The sequence below is a fragment of the Mycobacterium sp. genome (assembly GCF_965277065.1).
GTDB lineage: Bacteria > Actinomycetota > Actinomycetes > Mycobacteriales > Mycobacteriaceae > Mycobacterium.
Map to the genome: position 1 here is coordinate 369,865 of NZ_CBDIBT010000019.1, position 19,011 is coordinate 388,875.

Annotated in this window: 18 protein-coding genes and 1 pseudogene; 14 read left to right on the forward strand and 5 right to left on the reverse strand. The window is 65.6% G+C overall.

From position 1 onward, the window contains the following. Position 1 precedes the first annotated feature (1 nt). From ACQY5A_RS18895 to ACQY5A_RS18910, 4 genes are all read left to right on the forward strand, one after another. Positions 2 to 148, forward strand: a complete 147-nt coding sequence (locus ACQY5A_RS18895) for a hypothetical protein (RefSeq protein ID WP_428341864.1) — start codon at positions 2 to 4, stop codon at positions 146 to 148. 15 nt (positions 149 to 163) lie between these two features. After that, entirely contained in the window at positions 164 to 946 is a 783-nt protein-coding gene (gene hisN, locus ACQY5A_RS18900; protein ID WP_428341865.1) for a histidinol-phosphatase, read from the forward strand. 93 nt (positions 947 to 1,039) lie between these two features. Further along, positions 1,040 to 2,461: an acyl-CoA dehydrogenase family protein gene (locus ACQY5A_RS18905; RefSeq protein ID WP_428341866.1), complete on the forward strand. Its 1,422-nt coding sequence runs from the start codon at positions 1,040 to 1,042 to the stop codon at positions 2,459 to 2,461. Between the two features lie 86 nt (positions 2,462 to 2,547). Continuing rightward, positions 2,548 to 3,756 (forward strand): acyl-CoA dehydrogenase family protein, encoded by a 1,209-nt coding sequence (locus tag ACQY5A_RS18910; RefSeq protein ID WP_428341867.1) that lies wholly within the window; start codon positions 2,548 to 2,550, stop codon positions 3,754 to 3,756. A gap of 11 nt (positions 3,757 to 3,767) precedes the next feature. Here the strand turns inward: ACQY5A_RS18910 and ACQY5A_RS18915 are convergent, their stop codons facing one another. The 4 genes from ACQY5A_RS18915 to ACQY5A_RS18930 are packed head-to-tail and all read right to left on the reverse strand — an operon-like array spanning position 3,768 to position 7,646. Then, positions 3,768 to 4,961 carry a cytochrome P450 gene (locus tag ACQY5A_RS18915; RefSeq protein ID WP_428341868.1) on the reverse strand — a complete coding sequence of 398 codons (1,194 nt, stop codon included), beginning with the start codon at positions 4,959 to 4,961 and terminating at the stop codon, positions 3,768 to 3,770. Then, positions 4,958 to 5,896: a fumarylacetoacetate hydrolase family protein gene (locus ACQY5A_RS18920; RefSeq protein WP_428341869.1), complete on the reverse strand. Its 939-nt coding sequence runs from the start codon at positions 5,894 to 5,896 to the stop codon at positions 4,958 to 4,960. The genes ACQY5A_RS18915 and ACQY5A_RS18920 overlap by 4 nt, the downstream gene beginning before the upstream one ends. Further along, on the reverse strand, positions 5,893 to 7,011 hold the full coding sequence (locus tag ACQY5A_RS18925; RefSeq protein ID WP_428341870.1) for a VOC family protein: 1,119 nt from the start codon (positions 7,009 to 7,011) through the stop codon (positions 5,893 to 5,895). Before ACQY5A_RS18925 ends, ACQY5A_RS18920 begins: the two co-directional genes overlap by 4 nt. An 8-nt stretch (positions 7,012 to 7,019) precedes the next feature. Then, positions 7,020 to 7,646 (reverse strand): TetR/AcrR family transcriptional regulator, encoded by a 627-nt coding sequence (locus ACQY5A_RS18930; protein ID WP_428341871.1) that lies wholly within the window; start codon positions 7,644 to 7,646, stop codon positions 7,020 to 7,022. Positions 7,647 to 7,727: 81 nt separating this feature from the next. On the opposite strand from ACQY5A_RS18930, the gene ACQY5A_RS18935 reads away from it, so the two are divergent. The 5 genes and pseudogenes from ACQY5A_RS18935 (at position 7,728) to ACQY5A_RS18955 (ending at position 13,274) form a co-directional block, all read left to right on the forward strand. Continuing rightward, entirely contained in the window at positions 7,728 to 9,266 is a 1,539-nt protein-coding gene (locus ACQY5A_RS18935) for a bifunctional 3-(3-hydroxy-phenyl)propionate/3-hydroxycinnamic acid hydroxylase (protein ID WP_428341872.1), read from the forward strand. After that, positions 9,263 to 10,135, forward strand: coding sequence for an alpha/beta fold hydrolase (locus ACQY5A_RS18940; protein ID WP_428341873.1), 873 nt, complete (start codon positions 9,263 to 9,265; stop codon positions 10,133 to 10,135). Before ACQY5A_RS18935 ends, ACQY5A_RS18940 begins: the two co-directional genes overlap by 4 nt. Further along, positions 10,132 to 11,130 (forward strand): VOC family protein, encoded by a 999-nt coding sequence (locus ACQY5A_RS18945; protein WP_428341874.1) that lies wholly within the window; start codon positions 10,132 to 10,134, stop codon positions 11,128 to 11,130. The genes ACQY5A_RS18940 and ACQY5A_RS18945 overlap by 4 nt, the downstream gene beginning before the upstream one ends. 12 nt (positions 11,131 to 11,142) lie before the next feature. Further along, positions 11,143 to 12,173, forward strand: a pseudogene (locus ACQY5A_RS18950) (amidohydrolase family protein). A 129-nt stretch (positions 12,174 to 12,302) separates the two neighbouring features. Continuing rightward, the gene (locus ACQY5A_RS18955; protein WP_428341875.1) at positions 12,303 to 13,274 is read left to right on the forward strand and encodes an NADPH:quinone oxidoreductase family protein; all 972 of its coding nucleotides are present in this window, start codon (positions 12,303 to 12,305) and stop codon (positions 13,272 to 13,274) included. Positions 13,275 to 13,339: 65 nt separating this feature from the next. Here the strand turns inward: ACQY5A_RS18955 and ACQY5A_RS18960 are convergent, their stop codons facing one another. Then, on the reverse strand, positions 13,340 to 13,837 hold the full coding sequence (locus ACQY5A_RS18960) for a polyketide cyclase (RefSeq protein WP_428341876.1): 498 nt from the start codon (positions 13,835 to 13,837) through the stop codon (positions 13,340 to 13,342). A 122-nt stretch (positions 13,838 to 13,959) separates the two neighbouring features. Between ACQY5A_RS18960 and ACQY5A_RS18965 the strand changes: the two genes are divergently transcribed. Genes ACQY5A_RS18965 through ACQY5A_RS18985 form a run of 5 tightly spaced genes read left to right on the forward strand, consistent with a single transcriptional unit; the run spans position 13,960 to position 19,000 of the window. Further along, entirely contained in the window at positions 13,960 to 15,069 is a 1,110-nt protein-coding gene (locus ACQY5A_RS18965) for a homogentisate 1,2-dioxygenase (RefSeq protein ID WP_428341877.1), read from the forward strand. Then, positions 15,066 to 16,268, forward strand: a complete 1,203-nt coding sequence (locus tag ACQY5A_RS18970) for an alpha/beta fold hydrolase (RefSeq protein ID WP_428341878.1) — start codon at positions 15,066 to 15,068, stop codon at positions 16,266 to 16,268. Before ACQY5A_RS18965 ends, ACQY5A_RS18970 begins: the two co-directional genes overlap by 4 nt. Continuing rightward, positions 16,265 to 17,473 carry a CaiB/BaiF CoA transferase family protein gene (locus ACQY5A_RS18975; protein WP_428341879.1) on the forward strand — a complete coding sequence of 403 codons (1,209 nt, stop codon included), beginning with the start codon at positions 16,265 to 16,267 and terminating at the stop codon, positions 17,471 to 17,473. The genes ACQY5A_RS18970 and ACQY5A_RS18975 overlap by 4 nt, the downstream gene beginning before the upstream one ends. Beyond that, positions 17,470 to 18,372, forward strand: coding sequence for a hydroxymethylglutaryl-CoA lyase (locus tag ACQY5A_RS18980; protein WP_428341880.1), 903 nt, complete (start codon positions 17,470 to 17,472; stop codon positions 18,370 to 18,372). The genes ACQY5A_RS18975 and ACQY5A_RS18980 overlap by 4 nt, the downstream gene beginning before the upstream one ends. Further along, entirely contained in the window at positions 18,362 to 19,000 is a 639-nt protein-coding gene (locus ACQY5A_RS18985; protein WP_428341881.1) for a TetR/AcrR family transcriptional regulator, read from the forward strand. The genes ACQY5A_RS18980 and ACQY5A_RS18985 overlap by 11 nt, the downstream gene beginning before the upstream one ends. Positions 19,001 to 19,011 lie beyond the last annotated feature (11 nt).

Genomic DNA, 19,011 nt, shown 5'->3' on the forward strand with positions numbered 1-19,011 from the left:
CGTGACGGGAAATCTCGCGTATGTCGCAATCCTCGCCGATCTTTCCCGCCGCGCCCCGGAAATCGCGCGTCACCCCGCTGAACGGACGGCGAATGACGTGTCGTCGACCAGCGACCCGGTGGGGCGCGCCGTCATCGTCGTCGACTAGGGCTTTACTGATGTCATGAGTGACGACGACCTTGCGGTGGCGTTGGCGCTGGCCGATCAGGCCGACGCGGTGACCCTGGCCCGTTTCGGGGCCGTTGACCTGCGCGTCGACACCAAACCGGATCTCACGCCGGTCAGCGACGCCGATCATGCGGTCGAAAAGGGCCTGCGGGAGACACTCGCCCGTACCCGCCCGGACGACAGCGTTCTCGGCGAGGAGTTTGGCGGGGCAACCACTTTGGCCGGGCGGCAGTGGATCATCGACCCGATCGACGGCACCAAGAATTTCGTGCGCGGCGTGCCGGTGTGGGCCAGCCTGATCGCTCTGCTGGTCGACGGTGTCCCCCAGGTCGGGGTCATCAGTGCGCCCGCGCTGCACCGGCGTTGGTGGGCGTCCGCCGGCGCGGGTGCTTTCGTCGCCGCCGGCGACGCCCCGGCTCGTCGGCTGTCGGTTTCCTCAGTGACGCAACTCGATTCGGCTAGCCTGTCGTTCTCCAGCCTGTCCGGGTGGGCTCAGCTCGGCAAACGCGATCGTTTCCTGGAACTCACCGACGAGGTGTGGCGGGTGCGCGCGTTCGGCGACTTCCTGTCCTACTGCTTCGTGGCCGAGGGAGCGGTCGACATCGCGGCCGAGCCGGAAGTGTCGGTGTGGGACTTGGCCCCATTGGACATCTTGGTCCGCGAGGCGGGCGGGACATTCACCGGTTTGGACGGCACCGCGGGCCCGCACGGCGGGAACGCCGTGGCCACCAACGGACTTCTGCATGGCTCGGTCCTGCGAAAACTGTCCGCAAGCTAGCCCGATACGTGTGAACTAGATAACACACAACATCTATCTTACTCCGGAGTAAGATACAGTCATCGCACTGCCCCAACGACCGAGGCTGCATCCATGACAAATACTGTCAACCCCACGAACGGCTCCCACAACGGCGCGAAATCGCGTCCCAAGCGCCCGGGCCGCGCGTCGGCGATCGGCGAGCAGAAGCACAAGCGCACGGGCATCGACGTCGCGATCGGCCTGATCACGCCCATCGTCGGCCAGGAGTTCCTGGATAAATACGGCCTGCGCGATCCGCTGAACCGGACGCTGCGTTACGGCACCAAGCAGGTCTTATCCGCTGCCGGGGCGGCCAGCCGTCAGTTCAAGAGGGTTGAAAACCTGCGCGGCGGTGCCACCCGCCTGAAGATCAGCGGCAAGGACTACTACGACCTCACCCCCGACGACGACCAGAAGATGATCGTCGAAACCGTCGAGGAATTCGCCGCCGAGATTCTGCGTCCGGCCGCGCACGATGCCGACGCGGCCACGACCTATCCGCCGGATCTGGTGAAGAAGGCCACCGAACTGGGCATCTCCGCGATCAACATTCCCGAGGACTTCGACGGCATCGCCGCCGAGCGCTCCAGCGTCACCAACGTCCTGGTCGCCGAGGCGCTGGGCTACGGCGACATGGGCCTGGCGCTGCCGATCCTGGCGCCGGCCGGCGTCGCCGCCGCGCTCACCCACTGGGGCAGCGCTGGTCAGCAGGCGACCTATCTCAAGGAGTTCGCCGGCGAGAACGTGCCGCAGGCCTGCGTGGCCATCGCTGAGCCGCAACCGCTGTTCGACCCGACCGCGCTGAAGACTACCGCGGTCCGCACCCCGGGCGGCTACCGACTCAACGGGGTCAAGTCGTTGGTCCCAGCGGCCGCCGATGCCGAATTGTTCATCGTCGCAGCGCAACTCAACGGCAAGCCGGCACTGTTCATCGTCGAGTCGGCGAGTGAGGGCCTGACCGTCAAGGCTGATCCGAGCATGGGCATCCGCGCGGCCGCGCTCGGCCGTGTCGAACTCGACAACGTCGCGGTGCCGCTCAGCGCGCGCCTGGGCGAAGAGGATGCATCTGCCGCCGACTCCGCCCAGAATTATTCCGAGGCCATTGCGCTGTCGCGGCTGGGCTGGGCCGCGTTGGCGGTCGGCACGTCGCACGCGGTGCTCGACTACGTCATCCCGTACGTGAAGGAGCGAGAAGCGTTCGGCGAGCCCATCGCTCACCGCCAGTCGGTCGCCTTCATGTGCGCCAACATCGCCATCGAACTCGATGGGCTACGACTGATCACCTGGCGCGGAGCGGCCCGGGCCGAGCAGGGCCTGTCGTTCATCCGCGAAGCCGCGCTGGCCAAGAAAATCGGCACCGACAAGGGCATGCAGATTGGCTTGGACGGTGTGCAGTTGCTCGGCGGCCACGGCTTCACCAAGGAGCACCCCGTCGAGCGTTGGTACCGCGACCTGCGAGCGATCGGCATTGCCGAAGGCGTCGTGGTCATCTGATCGCCGAAGGCGTCGTAGTCATCTGATCGCCGGAGGCGTCGTAGTCATCTAAGTCGGACCTCCCCATAGACAACGAAAGACCAATCATGGCAATCAATTTGGAACTACCCGGCAAGATGCGCGCGGTGATCGAGAAGGCCCACCAGGGGGCTGCCGAGATGATGCGGCCGATCGCCCGTAAGTACGACCTCAAAGAGCACGCCTACCCCGTCGAACTCGACACGCTCGCGGAACTGTTCGCCGGCGCTTCGGAATCCAGCACGCTGGATATGGCCGGCGCCAACGGTCTTCGCAGCAGCGAGAACAACGGCGAGAATCGTAACGCCGCCAACATGGCAGCGGCGTTGCAGGCGCTGGAGGCCAGCTGGGGCGACGCGGCCATGCTGCTGTCGATCCCCTTTCAGGGCCTCGGCAACGCGGCCGTGTCCGCGGTGGCCACCGACGAGCAGTTGGAGCGACTGGGCCGGGTCTGGGCCGCGATGGCGATCACCGAACCGGGATTCGGCTCCGACTCGGCGGCTGTGTCTACTACCGCCAAGTTGGACGGCGACAAATACGTGATCAACGGCGAGAAGATCTACGTCACCGCGGGTTCGCGAGCCACCCACATCGTGGTCTGGGCGACGCTGGACAAGACCAAGGGTCGCGCCGCGATCAAGTCCTTCATCGTGCCGCGCGAACACCCCGGAGTTACCGTCGAGCGGCTGGAGAACAAGCTCGGCATCAAGGGCTCGGACACCGCGGCCATCAGGTTCGAGAACGCGCGCATTCCCAAGCAAAATTTGCTCGGTAACCCCGAGATCGAGCCGGGCAAAGGCTTTTCGGGGGTCATGGAGACTTTTGACAACACCCGTCCGGTGGTCGCCGCCATGGCCGTCGGGATTGCCCGGGCCACGCTGGAAGAGCTGCGCAAGATCCTGACCAACGCCGGCGTGGAGATCTCCTACGACAAGCCGGCACAGGTGCAGAGCGCCGCCGCGGCCGAGTTCCTCCGGATGGAGGCCGAGTGGGAGTCCAGCTACCAGCTGACCCTGCGCGCCGCCTGGCAGGCCGACAACAACATTCCCAACTCCAAAGAAGCGTCGATGTCCAAGGCCAAGGCCGGCCGGGTGGGTAGCGACATCACCCTCAAGGCCGTCGAATTGGCCGGAACCATCGGCTATTCGGAGGACACGCTGCTCGAGAAGTGGGCCCGCGACTCGAAGATCATGGACATCTTCGAGGGCACCCAGCAGATCCAGCAGTTGGTGGTTGCCCGCCGACTGCTCGGCCTGTCGTCGTCCGAACTGAAGTAGCGCCGGCCCGCTCAGGCGGCAATGAGCTTGAGCGGCAGGCGTTCGTGGCGCCGAATGATGTTGTTGATGGCCCACGTTGGCGGTGAGCTCAGCTCGATCCGGTCCACACGTTCCGCCAGCGCGCGAAGCATCGCCTCGGTTTCCATCCGGGCCAACCCCTGCCCCGCGCAGGCGTGAGCGCCGTGGCCGAAACCAAGTTGCCGGGTGGCGTCGCGGCGGACATCGAAGACGTCGGGTTGGTCCCATTCCCGTTCGTCCCGGTTGGCCGAGGCGTAGATCACCAGGACACGTGACCCAGCCGGAATCGTGACATCACCAAACGCAGAGTCCGATAGAGCTTTACGAGAGAACGCGCGCACCGGCGACTCGTAGCGGATGACCTCGTTGACGGCGTTGGGGATGAGATCCCGATCGTCTTTCACGATCTCCCACTGCTCTGGAAAAACCGCAAACAGTTGCAGGGCACTGGAGATCGCGCTGATGGTGGTATCCAGTGACGGCGCCACGTAATCAACCATCAGGGGCGGGCACTCGCGATGCGGTAGCTTCCCGTCGTCGGCCGCGGTCAGCACGTCGTGTCCTAGGCTGCCGACGATCACGCTGCGTTGGCGCACGACGCGGCGCGCGAACCGCAGCATCTGCACACTTGACGACGATGATTTCATCCACTGCCGGTTGAGCGGTCCGAGAATGTCGAATGTCGCTCCCGCCCAGGTGAGAAGGTCGTCCCGCTGATCACGTGGCCACCCCACCAAGTCCGGCACCACCGCCAACGGTAAGGCCGACGCCAGGTCTGTGACACCGTCGATCTGGCCCTTTGCCAAGGCAGCGTCGACAACCTGCGCCGCCTGCTCGGTCACACTGTCGCTGAGTGCGCCCAACGCGCGCGGCAGCATGCGGTGGGCCACCAGTTTGCGACGCCGACTGTGCTCGTCGCCGTCGCTGTTCAATGTGGTGCCGCGGGACAACCGGTTGCTGATCGCGTTCAGCGCGACGCCGTCGCCGGAGAGAAACGCACGGTCGTCGCGCAACACGGCCTTGCACTCGCCGAATCGCGGCAACGCGTACACCCGCTGCTTCGAAAGCCATACCACCGAACCCAACTCACGAAGCCGGGCATAGTGCGGATACGGGTCGACAATGGCCTCGGTCGAGTAGATGTTCGACCGGTAGACCGGCACTCCGGTGGGCGTTCGGCGTGTCATGCGTATCTCACGGCGTTGCGTTGCAAGCCCAAGTCGATCGCTCCGTCGTCGGTGGCGACCGAAGCCTCCACAATGTCGCCGTCCTGCAGGTACTTCGGGTTCTTGGCCTGGCGGTTGAAGAACGCCTTCCACTTGACCGCCGGCGGCAGCAGCGAACCGATGATCTCGATCGGCTTCGGCGGCGCGCTCAGAGCGGTGCCCACCGGGGTGCCGGTCAAGATGACGTCACCGGGGTCCAGGCGCTGGAACCGGGTTAGCCCCTGAAGCGCCTGCACGGGCGGATAGATCATGTCGCCGTTGACAATCGCGTTCTGGCGGAGTTCGCCGTTGACCTTCAGCTGGAGGCGTAAGTCACTGAAGCGTTTGAGTTCACCGGCGTCCACCAGCACCAGCGCCGGGCCGGCCGGCGTGAACGTCGGATACGACTTCGACTCGTAGAACTGGGTTTTCGGGAGCTGTACATCGCGGGCCGACACGTCGTTGGTCACCAGCAGGCCCGCGACGTATTCGGCAAGGTTCGCCTCGGAGATCTCGGTGCCGACCGGGATCTCGCGACCGATCACCACCCCGATCTCGACCTCGTAGTCCAGGAACCGAACGTGCGATGGCTTGACGATGTCTTCGGATGGCCCGGCGATGGACCCGGATGCCTTGCGGAAGAACGTGAGTGGAATCGAGTTGGGGTCCAGGCCGGCGTCTTTGACGTGCGAGGTGAAGTTGGTCATCTGCGCCACCACCCGGCACGGCGCGGTGAGCGGCGAGAGTAGCGCGAGGCCGTCGACGGACACCGCGGCGGAACCGGATACGGCCGCGTCGATGGCGGCGCGGTCGGCCAGCAGTCCCGCCGTCGTGGTGGCGTCGGTGTCGACCTTGACGGCCCCGGCTTCCGTCGTGACCCACCAGGCGTCGGTGGTGCGCAAGATCGAGATAGTCATGACACGGCTACTTTCATCAGGCCGATCAGGCGGCGCAGATCGAATTCGTTATCGGCCCGAAGCGCACTGAGCATCGATCGCGCTTCGTGGGGCAGGGATCGCGGATTGGTACCGAGGAAGTCTTTGGTGACCGGCGGTCCCCACTGCGCCAGTCCGGACGCGGTAAACGGCGCCCAACCAGGTTCCAGCGTGCAGTCGAACATGTCGCCATCGCTGAAGTGCTCGACCATGAAACCGTCGGGATCGCGCCAGTAATCGAAGATCTGGCTGCCCTGAATATGTCGTCCGATGCCCCAGGAGCGTTGGTAGCCATAGTCTTTCAGGTACTCACCGCCTGCGGCCAGGGCGTCGAGGTCGCACACCTGGTAGGCCGAATGCATGTAGCGGTTCGTGGGCCCCAACGTTAAAGCGAGGGTGTGATGGTCGGCGGGAGTGTGACCGCGGTCGCAGCGGATGAAACTTCCCGTCGGCCCGCGGTCGCGCTGCCCAGGGAAGAACGCGAAGTCGCTGACGATCATGCCGAGCTGATCCAAGTACCAGTCCAGCGATTCGCGATACTTCGTCCTTTGCAAGACGACATGTCCGAGCCGCTGCACCTGGGCGGGCTGTCGGAGTGGCCGTTGCATCGCGTTGGCGCGCCGCAGTTCGGCCCCGAAGTTGAAGGTCTGCACCGACTGAGCCGGTAACGCTTCGAGCTGACGCGTGCCCGCAACGACACGAACCGGCATTCCGCTGGGATCGGTCAGATCCACCGCCACACCCCCGATTGCATCGGGCAACACGCGTGGCTGCGTGCCGTTGGCGATGGCCAGGCGCCGTACATCGGCCTCGTCGCCGGCCCGAAACGCGGTGCCGACGAAGCGCGATGTCGCGCCGCGGCGGATGAGCACACACGGCGCGCCCGCGTCGCTGCCACGCACATGCAGCTCGTCGCCGCTACGTAACACCGTGGTGAAGCCGAACGCGTTCGCAAATGCCTCGGCCCGAACCAGATCCGGCTTCTGGAATTCCAGCCAGGCAAGATCGTGGACCTTGATCACCGGATTCAGCGATCGACCGGGGTGCTCACCGCGTCGGGCACCGTGCTCGCTGTGCAGATCGGCGTGGGTCGTCATGTTTTCCCTTACCGGCCTTCCGTGATCAGCCGCAGCGCGGTGTCGTACAAGGCCCAGGCGTGCAATTCGAAAAGCGCGATCAGATCCACTGCGTCGCCGCCGATCTCTTTGGCGATGAACAATCCGTCGGCGCCGGCGATGGCGTACGTGACCAGTTGATGAACCTGAGCATCGGCGAGATCCGGTGTGAATCCCCGGATGGTGTCGACCAACTGGCCGAAGGTCTGTGCTCGCAACTGGAGGAACATCGCGCGCGCCCGCGGCTCAACCGGGCGGCGTTCCAACGACAGCATCAGGCCGAGCCGAATGAAGTCGGATGAACCCAGGAGAGCCTTCGCGATCTGCATGGCCAAGCCCACCAGGCGATCTTGCGGTGAGCCCTCAACGGGCACCTGCCACGCCGCGAGCCAGTCGGCGAAGCTGCGCTCGATGACCGCCGCGATCAGGTCGTCCTTGTTCGTGAAGTGCCAGTAGATGGAACTGGCCGGCAACCCGCATTTGGCGCTGACCAGAGCGATGCTGGCGCCCTCGTAGCCACGCTCGGCGGCGATCTCGGTGGCGGCGTCGAGGATGCGCTCCCGCGACAGCTCACCGTCGGCGCGTTTGCGCCGTTCCGGCTGCACCTTCTTCGGCACTTCGCCCCCTTGACTCTGTAGTGATCGCTACATTACCGTAACAATCACTACAGAACAACCCGTCGACGACGAGAGGTCATCGTGACCAATCCAGACATCTACGACGTGGCCGTCATCGGCTACGGTCCGACGGGCGGGACCGCCGCGAACATCCTGGGTCAACTGGGCCTGAAAGTGCTTGTCATCGAGCGCGATCCGGATATCTATAATCGCGCCAGAGCGATCTCCACTGACGAAGAGGTCATGCGGATCTGGCAGTCCATCGGGCTGGACGAACGGCTGCAGTGCGACATGCTGCCCGACCGGCCGCTGACCTTCGTCGACCACCACGGCGTGCCGTTCATCGACTTGAAGGTCCACCCGCGCGGGACCGGGCATCCGCCGCAGCAGTTCTTGTATCAGCCTGCGGTCGACCAGGTTCTGCGCGAGGGAGTCGAGCGATTCGCCAAGGTCGACGTGCTGCTGGAACACGAATGCCTGCGCGTGCATCCCGGAGACGACCGCGTCGAGCTGATGCTTGCCGATCTGCGGACCGACACGTTGAAGCGGGTGCATGCGAGTTACGTCATCGCCGCCGACGGTGGCTCGTCGCCGACTCGGGGCCTGCTCGGAGTCGGCTATACCGGGCGAACCTACAGCGAGCGCTGGGTCGTCATCGACACCAAGGTGCTCACAGAGTGGGACGGTCATGACCGGTTGCGGTTTCACTGCAACCCGGACCGGCCGACCGTCGACTGTCCGACTCCCCTGGGCCATCACCGGTGGGAATACCCAGCGCGGACAGGCGAACTCGAGACGGAGTTGCTCTGCCATGAGGCGATCTGGAAGGTCCTGAACGATCAGGGCATCACCGACGCCAATGTCGAGATCTTGCGGGCGGTGATCTACAGCCACCACGTCCGCGTTGCCGACCGGTGGCGGGTCGGCCGGATATTTCTCGTCGGTGACGCTGCCCACGCGATGCCGCCATGGATCGGCCAAGGCATGTCGGCGGGTGTCCGCGATGCCGCCAACCTGTGCTGGAAGCTGGCCGCCGTCGTCAAGGGACAGTCTCCGGAATCGCTGCTCGACTCCTACCAAGCCGAACGCAAACCACATGTCACCGAGGTGACGCGGCGAGCGTGTCGCACCGGGCGGATCATCACCGAACGCAACCGTGCGATTGCTGTGGCCAGAAACCATCTGTTGCGCAACATCTTACGAATTCCTGCGGTGAACAACCGGCTGGACAAATTCACCTGGATTCCCGACGCCCGCTATCGGGAGGGCTTCTTCGCCGCCGCACGCCACCGCGCGGTGGGCTGGCAGATACCGCAACCGTGGGTGAACAGTGCTGACGGTACGAGGGTTCGCTTCGACGACGTCCTGGGCGGGCAGTGGGCCCTCCTGCACGTCGGTCCGCAGCCGAATGGCGCGCACCGCTGGACCGCATTAGGCGTCCCGGCGGTCCAAGTCGTCGAACCCACACTCGTACGCTGGCTGCTACGGAAGAAAGCTGTAGCCACCGTCGTGCGGCCAGACGGATTCATCTATGTCGCAGCCGGATCCGACCAGACTCTACCGCCGCCGCCAGCGGGTTACGTGTTTTCCAGTGCCTCACGAACGGAGGCCAACGCATGAGCACAACCACGTTGACCGAACGCACCGTCACCGTCGCCGGTAAACCGATCTTCTTCGCGGAGGCGGGTGACGGACCATCCCTCGTGATGCTGCACGGCGGTGGGCCCGGCGCCTCGGGCGTGTCCAACTACTCCCGCAACATCGACGCGTTGGCGAAGCATTTTCGGGTGATCGTGCCCGACATGCCCGGCTACGGCCGCTCGGGCAAAGGCGTCGACCAGTCCGACCCGTTCGGCTACCTCGCTGACATGATTCGCGGCCTGCTTGACGAACTCGAGCTCACCAGAACGCATCTGATGGGAAATTCCTACGGCGGCGCGGCGGCACTGCGGCTGGCGCTGGACACGCCCCGGCGTGTCGACAAGCTGGTGCTGATGGGCCCCGGTGGGATCGGTACCACCCGCGGCACCCCCACCGCCGGACTCAAGAGCCTGCTGTCCTACTACCGCGGCGGCGGCCCGAGCCGCGACAAACTGGAGGCGTTCATCCGCAATTACCTTGTCTACGATGGCACCTCGGTGCCGGACAGCTTGATCGACACCCGCTATACCGCGTCGATTGATCCCGCGGTGGTAGCCGACCCGCCACTGCAGCGACCTTCCGGCCGCAGTGCGCTGCGCACGCTGTGGCGGATGGACCTCACCCGCGACAAACGTCTCAAGCAACTCCCGACACCGACCCTGGTGTTGTGGGGCCGCGGCGACAAGGTCAACCGGCCCGCCGGTGGGCCGATGCTGGCCAACGTGATGTCCAACGCCGAGCTGGTGATGACATCGCGCACCGGCCACTGGATGCAGTGGGAACGCGCCGAGTTCTTCAACCGGATCGCGATCGACTTCCTCAGCACACCATCGGTTTTTGATCGATGAATATCTTCGGCAGTGTCCACCTCGGCTACGTCGTCGTCGACAGCGAGAAGATCGCCGACTGGCGGCGTTTCGGCCGCGACGCCATCGGCATGCACCTCGACGATGTTTCGCCGGACGTGCTGCGATTCCGGCTTGACGACCACGAATGCCGTTTCCTCGTCCAGCGCGGATCCGCCGAAGACGTGACCGCGCTCGGCTGGCAGGTCGACGACCACCGCACGTTCGAAGAAATCATGACTCGGCTATCCCGGCACGGTGTACCTGTCACCCACGGCACCGCCGAAGAGTCCATGCTGCGCGGCGTCGAGCGTCTGGTGCGGTTTCCGGGCCCGAATGGCCTGACACAGGAGATCTTCACCTGCCCAGTCCGCGACGAGACACCGCTGACCATGGCGGTCCGCGGGGGTTTTGTCACCGGTGAAGCCGGCATCGGCCACGTCGCCGTCACCTCCACCAAGCCGCATCAGGTGCGTGGCTACTACAGCAGTGTCTTCGACGCCCGGCTCACCGATTACATCGACGAAACCATCGGTGGCCTCAAGTTCAAGATCCGCTTCCTGCGGGTCAACCAGCGGCACCACTCCATCGCGATCGCCGCGGTCAACCGTCTTCCGATCAACCCGATCCGCACCCGCGTCCAACACGTCAACATCCAGGTCGCCGACCTCGACGACATGACCGCGTCCTACCAGCGAGTCAATGAACTCGGTTTTCAGATGGCGCTGGCGGTCGGACAGCACACCAACGACCGCGAGCTGTCCTACTACGCCATGACTCCCTCGGGTTTCGAATGGGAAGTCGGCTGGAACCCGATCATCGTCGACGAGAAGAGTTGGCAACCAACGACATACCAGGGCATCAGCCTCTGGGGCCACACCCGAGATGGACAGACCATCGTCGAGAAGCTCGCCCAGTTCAAGACCGCCGCGCAGTCCTTGCTGCGCCGGGAAGACACCGTGCCCGCTCTGGCTTGTGCCGCAATTCCGGACCACTAACAGGAGGCGACCGTGCTGCGCATCGACACCCATCACCACGTCATCCCGCCCGACTACCGAAAAGTGCTGCAGCACGCCGGACTTCTCGAAGCCGGCGGACGCGCGCTGCCTGACTGGAGCCCTGAGACTTCGCTGCAGGCAATGGCCGACCTCGGCGTCGGCACCGCCATCCTGTCGGTGTCGACGCCGGGCACAACATTTCTGTCGAATAAGGCTGACGCCACCGCGCTGGCACACGACCTCAACGACTACACCGCCGATGTGTCCGCAGGACATCCCGACCGGTACGGGGTTTTCGCCACGGTCCACTACCCCACCTCGACGAGTCGGTGACCGAGATCGTGCGCGCACTCGACGAGCTGCACGCCGATGGGGTTGTGCTGCTGGCAAACAACGCCGGGACCTATCTGGGTGAAGAGGGCCACGAGCCGCTGTTCGCCGTCCTCAACCACCGCTCGGCGGTGGTCTTCATCCACCCAGCCGAACTGCCGGGACCGTCGGTTCCCGGTATGCCGCCGTTCGCAGCCGACTTTCTGCTCGACACCACCCGGGCCGCATATTTGCTGGTGCGCAACGGGATTCCGGCCCGCTATCCCAACATCCGGTTCATCCTCAGCCACGCCGGTGGATTCGTCCCGTATGCGAGTCACCGGATGGCGGTCGCTGTCACCGCCGACACCGGCCGCAGCCCGGCCGATGTCCTCGAAGACTTCACCGGCTTTTACTTCGATACCGCGCTGTCGTCCAGTCCGGCCACCCTGCCGACGCTGCTGGCCTTCGCGAAACCGGGTCACCTCACGTTCGGGTCCGATTGGCCGTTTGCGCCGACCGCTGCCGGACAGCTGTTCGCCGCCGGGCTGCAGACCTATCCGGGCATCGATGCGGCCACCCGCGCCGCCATCGAGCGTACCAATGCGCTGGCGCTGTTCCCCCGGCTCGGCGCTGCGCCGCAACCGATTCCGCAGTCACCGGCGCAGCGTGTCCGCCACGTCGTCAGCCGCTCGATGTTGCGCGGTGTCAGCCGAATGACGAGCGCGCAGTAGCGTTTGGGCGTACGGCAGCGTCAACGTCGTCCGCATCTTTTCCCGCCGATCGAGACCGGGCGGCACTGACCCGACCGGCCGGGGCTAACGTCAAACGCTGATGACGTTCAGCCCGACAACGGAGGTGGCATGCGCGCAGCACAATTGACTCGGCTCGACGGTCCGGACGGTGTCGAGGTCGGCGAGATCGACGAGCCCACCGGCGACGGCGTGATCATCGATGTGCATGCGGCCGGCGCGGCCTTCCCCGACGCGTTGCTGACCCGCGGCCTGTACCAGTACCGCCCGGACCCGCCGTTCGTGCTGGGCGCCGAGATCGCCGGGGTGGTGCGGTCGGCTCCCGCGGATGCCCACGTGAAGGCCGGTGACCGGGTGGTCGGCCTGACCATGCTGACCGGAGGCATGGCCGAGGTCGCGGTGCTGGCGCCCGACCGGGTGTTCAAGTTGCCGGATAACGTGAGCTTCACCGCGGGCGCGGGCCTGCTGTTCAACGATCTGACCGTTTACTTCGCGCTGACCACCCGGGGCCGCCTACACGAGGGCGAGACGGTGCTGGTGCACGGCGCCGCCGGCGGGATCGGTACCTCGGCGCTGCGGCTGGCGCCGGTGCTCGGCGCGTCGCGGGTGGTCGCGGTGGTCAGTACCGAAGACAAGGCCGACATCGCGCGCGCTGCCGGCGCGACCGACGTCGTGCTGGCCGACGGGTTCAAGGACGCCGTCAAGGAACTGACCGACAGCCGCGGGGTCGACGTGGTGGTCGACCCGGTCGGGGGCGACCGATTCACCGACTCGCTGCGCTCGCTGGCTCCGGGCGGGCGCCTGCTGGTCATCGGTTTCACCGGCGGCGAGATCCCGACGGTCAAGGTAAACCGGCTGCTGCTGAACAACGTTGACGTCGTCGGCGTCGGCTGGGGCGCCTGGGCAGGAAAGCACCCGGGCGCGCTGGCCGAGCAGTGGGCCGACCTCGAGAAGCTGCTCGCCTCCGGCAAGCTGCCGCCGCCCGAGCCGATCGTCTATCCGCTGGACGAGGCCGCCGCCGCGATCGCCTCGATGGAGAATCGCACCGCGAAAGGCAAAGTCGTGCTACGCGTTCGGGATTGACACTCGATTCGGGGTTCGACACGTAAACGTCGGCGACGAAACGCCCCGTTGGCTGTCGCAGACGATTAAGCGTCGACAGAAGCTATCCGCCCGACGGCCAGGTCGGACAGGTGCTTGAGCGAATTGTCCAGGTGCGCGGCGTCGAACGGCGGGAATCCGATGTGCTCGCGGAGTTCGGCCGGCACTGCCGACCAGTCGTAGGTGAGCGTGACCTCAGCTTCGGACGGCCCCGCTTCACGGATGTCGTAGCGCCAGATCCAGCCGCCGAATGACAGGTTCCCGTCCCCCGCGGCGTCCTGGCCGGGCTGCCAGGCGATGGTGTGGGGGCGGTCGAACACCACCACGTTGTTGGCCATCTCGTAGTTCTTGGCGGGGTGGTTGTCGTGGTACATCGCGATCCGGAAGATCTGGCCGGTATGCGTCAAAGACTCGCCGTCGAGGGATTCCCGAACCCAACCGGTCCCGTCGATGGCCTCGTGGGTGGTGGGGTCGGCCAATATCCCGAACACGGCCTCGGCCGGAGCGGGAATCGTGATCGTGGTGATGATGGTGTCGTTGGTCATGCCGATACAGACCGCACTGGGCCGCAGAATTCATCTCGACAGGCCTTGTGGGTCTTGATAAGAGAAAGTAATGTCACTTTCAGTTTTGCCGCCAGCGATGCTGCCGCGACCTTGGAGACGTCATGGAATCCTTCATCCACCTGCGCAAAGGCACGACGCCGCACCGCCTACACGCCGATCTCGACGGACTGAAGGACGACGAACTGGGCCGCGGTGGTTTCGTCGGCCGCACCGCGAACCTGTACCGCCGCCACGACCCCACCGCGTACCGGTCGGAAGGTCCGCTGCGCCCCATCGACGTGCTGTCCAGCGAACTCAAACCCAGCGACGCAACCGACGCCGACGGTGGTCCCCTGCTGATGTTCGCCAACCCTGACTGCCGAATCTCGTTGTCCCGCCGTGAGCAGCCGATGCCGTATTTCGCGCGACACGTCGACGGCGATCTGCTCTGCTTCGTGCATCAAGGGGCCGGTCTGCTGGAGACCGAGTTCGGGCCGCTGCGCTACCGCGCGGGCGACTGGGTGTACCTGCCCAAGGCCTGCACCTGGCGTCAGGTGCCCGACTACTCGTCATACGGGGCGACGACGTTGCTGATGATCGAGGCCAGCGACGAGTTTCGGATTCCGCCACCGGGCGCGCTGGGTCGTCACTTCCCGTTCGACCCCTCGCAGGCCGTCATTCCCGATCCTGAGCCGATCGAGGATGAGGACGGCCGCGAAGAGTACCGGGTCCGGTTGATCCACGAGGGCGGCCCGACAACGCTGTACTACCAACACAATCCGATCGACGTCGAGGGTTGGCGGGGTGACAACTTCGCGTTCACCTTCAACATCGCCGACTACAATGTGGTGACCTCCGACAGCGTCCACCTCCCCCCGACCGTGCACCTGTTCATGCAAGCCGCTGGGGTCTACGTGATGAATTTCTTGCCCAAACCCGCCGAGGGTGTGCCGGGCACCGAGCGGACACCCTGGTATCACCGCAACGTCGACTACGACGAGATCGCCTTCTTCCACGGCGGCTCGCTCTACGGCATCCCGATGCCATCCGGCCTCATTTCCCATGCGCCGCAAGGCGTTCACCACGGCGCGCCGGAGAAGGCGCGCGAACGGGCCCGCCGCAAGTTCGACGAGCATTCCCGCGTCGACTGGCAGGTCATTGCTGTCGACACCCGCCGTCGGCTCACCCCGTCAGCCGAAGTGCTGGCGCACGACTTAGGACAGCACGGATGACGACCAGCGCCCCTGTCAAGCACGACTACGAGCGAATCCCCTATCTGGTTGCCTTCCAGAACAATTCCGGGGTCCGCGACGTCTACGGCGGTCTGGCCGAGATCACCGTATTGGAGAGCTATCTGCTCAAGCCGAAAGACAGGCCGTCGGACACCGTGCTGGTATTCATGCACCCGATCGGCGGGGGCGCCTACCTGCCGATGATCAACGCGCTGGCCCGGGCCGGTCATCACGTCATCTACTGCAACAGCCGATTCCGCGGCACCGACTCGGCGCTGCTGATGGAGAAGGTGATCGAGGATCTCGGCGCCGCCATCAAAGACGCCAAGGAGCGTCTCGGCTACCGCAAAGTGGTGCTCGCCGGTTGGAGCGGCGGAGGTTCGCTGTCGGTGTTCTACCAACAGCAGGCACAGCACGCGACCGTCACCTCGAGCCCGTCGGGCGACGGACCCGACCTCACCACACTCGACCTGCCCGCGGCCAACGGGATCATGCTGCTGGCCGCGCACATCAGCCGGCACGGCACGCTGACCGAATGGCTGGACGGCTCGATTCTCGACGAATCCGATCCCACGAAACGCGACCCGGAACTGGACCTCTACAACCCCGACAACCCCAACCAGCCGCCCTACAGCGACGAGTTCCTGGCTCGGTACCGGCAAGCCCAGATCGACCGCAATCGCCGAATCACCGCCTGGGTCAAGGACAAACTCGCCGAATTGAGATCAAGCGAGCGACCTGGCAGCGATGTAGCCGAGTTCGGCTTCATCGTGCACGGCACCATGGCCGACCCGCGCTGGCTTGACCCGGCCGTCGATCCCAACGAACGGGTTCCGGGAACCTGTTATCTGGGCGATCCTCAAGTGGTGAACATGAGCCCGGTCGGCCTGGCGCGGTTCTCCACGTTGCGCAGTTGGTTATCGCAGTGGAGCTACGACGACGCACACGGCGACGGAGTGGAATGCGGACGCGACATCGCGGTGCCGGCGCTGGTCATCGGCAACCTGGCCGACGATGCCTGCACACCCGAGCACACTCGCCGACTGTTCGAAGCAATCGGTCATCCGGACAAGGAGATACACGAAATCCACGGCGCTACGCACTACTACGCCGGTCCCGATCAGCGCGACAAGTTGCGTGAGGCCGTCACCGTGGTCACCGATTGGCTGGAACGCCATGACTTCACGGGGACCGCGTGACTGAACCCGCCGGCGCTCTGGACGGCATCCGGGTGCTTGAGTTGGGCACCCTGATCGCCGGGCCCTTCGCCGGGCGGCTTCTCGGCGATATGGGTGCCGACGTCATCAAGGTGGAGCCACCGGGCGCCCCGGACCCGCTGCGCAGCTGGGGCCAGGCCGAGGTCGAGGGGCACCACGTGTTCTGGACCATCCACGCCCGCAACAAGCGGGCCATCACGCTGGATCTGCGTCAGCCGCGCGGCCGCGAGTTGTTCCTCGATCTGGTGGAGAAGTCCGACATCGTGGTGGAGAATTTCCGGCCGGGCACGTTGGAAAAATGGGGCCTGGGTTACGACGTTCTCAGCGAACGCAATTCGCGGATCATCCTGGTCCGGGTATCGGGTTACGGACAGACCGGGCCCGATGCCCACAAGCCCGGGTACGCCTCGGTGGCGGAGGCATCCAGCGGTCTGCGGCACCTCAACGGGTTCCCGGGTGGGCCGCCGCCGCGGCTGGCCCTGTCGCTGGGCGACAGCCTGGCCGGGATGTTCGGCGCCCAGGGGGCGCTGGCCGCGTTGTTTCGACGCAGCGTGACCGGGCGCGGCCAGGTCGTGGATGTCGCGCTCACCGAATCATGCTTGGCGGTACAGGAATCCACGATTCCGGACTACGACGTCGGCGGCGTGGTGCGCGGCCCCTCCGGCACCCGCTTGGAAGGCATTGCGCCGTCGAACATCTACCAGAGTGCCGACGGCTCGTGGGTGGTGATCGCGGCCAACCAGGACACCGTATTCGCCCGACTCTGCCAGGCGATAGGACGCGCCGAACTGGTCACCGACGACCGGTTCGCCAACCACGGCGCCCGCGGCCGCAATCAGGACGAACTCGACACCATCATCGGCGCGTGGGCCGCCGAACGCGAACTCGGCGACATCGTCGAAACCCTCAGCGCCGCAGGGGTCATCACGGGCCCGATCAACACGGTCGCCGACGTGGTGAACGATCCGCAACTGCGAGCGCGCGGCATGCTGGTCGAGCACCACGACGAACGGCTCGGCCGGCCGGTGCTCGGACCGGGCATCGCACCGGTGCTGTCGGAATCTCCGGGCCGCGTCCGCAACGCCGGCTCGGCGCGTCCGGGCCAGCACAACGACGACGTCTACCTCGACCTGCTCGGCAAGAGCGCCGAGGAGCTGACGCTGTTGCACGCGGAGGGCGTCGTATGACGCACGTCGACATCCGCGAGGTGGCCCTGCGCGACGGGTTGCAGATCGAGAAGCCAATCCCGTTGTCGGCCAAGCTCGAACTGCTCGCGGCCGTGGCCGCCACCGGGGTGCGCGAGGTCGAGGCCACCGCGTTCGTATCCCCGTCCAAGGTGCCGTCGATGGCCGATGCCGCTGAGCTGGCCGCCGAACTGTGTCACTACCCCGACATCGACTTCTCCGCGTTGGTCGCCAGCCCGGGCGGCGCCAAGCGGGCTGTCGCCGCGGGCATGCGTTCGATTGAATACGTGGTCGCGGCCAGCGACGCGTTCAGTCAGGCCAACGTCGGGCGCAGCAGCGCCCTGGCAGAAGAACAGATCAGCGAGATCGTGGCCATCGCGCACGACAGCGATGTCAGCGTCGAGGTCATCGTCGCGGTCGCGTGGGACTGCCCGTTCGACGGACCCACCCCGCCGCAGCGCGTACTCGACATCGCCGCGGCCGCGCGTGACCTCGGCGCTGACCGGTTCTGCATCGCCGACACCATCGGCACCACGACGCCGGGGCGGGTGCGATCGCTGATCGCACAGCTGCGTCCGGTGATCGGTGAGCTGCCGTTGGCCGGGCACTTCCACAACACCCGCGGCGCCGGGCTGGCCAGCGCGTACGCCGCGGTCGAGGCTGGGGTCACCCGACTGGATGCCTCGGTCGGCGGACTCGGCGGATGTCCCTTCGCCCCGGGCGCCACCGGCAACATCGCCACCGAGGACCTGGTGTACCTGCTGCGCGACAGCGACATCGAGGTCGACATCGACCTGCAGGCCGCGATAGATGCTGCCGGCGTCGCGAAATCGGTTGTCGGCCATGACTTGCCGGGTGCCCTCCTGCGTGCGGGTGACCGGAAATCCCCCGATGCCCACTGACGTCCTGACCGCGAAAGGCCGCCAAACCCGGGCGGCCATCGAGCAGGCGGCCCGCAAACTGTTCGCGGAGCGGGGCTTTCACGGCACCACGCTGGCCGACATCACCTCCGCTGCCGGCAAATCCGCCGCCGTGTTCTACCGGTATTTCGACGACAAAGAAGATCTGCTCGCCGCGCTTGCGGAATCGTTTCTGCACGAAGTCCTCACGCCGTCCGGGCTCAGCCTGCACCTGCCGGACTCTCCCCCGCAAGCGGGAGATGCCCCCACCGACGACGACCCCGATTTTTTTACCGCAGTGGTCACCGGCTACTGGAACATGTTCAAGCAGAACATCGGCATCATGATCGCGGTCGCTCAACTGGCCACCACCCAGCAGCGGTTCGCTGCCGTACAGAACGAGTTCCGGCGGTTCGGCATGGACATCGTCGCGGCCTCGGTGCGGCACGTGCAACAACACGGGTACGCATCCGAGCTGAATCCCGAACACATCGCGGCGGCGATCGCCCTGCTGTTCGAAAATTTCACCACGGTGTTTGTCGGTCGCTCCGGCCTGGGAATCGAGATCAGCGACAAGGACGCCATCGCGACCCTCGCGACGGTGTGGAAGAAAACGCTGTACGGAAGTTGAGGAGAAGTCAC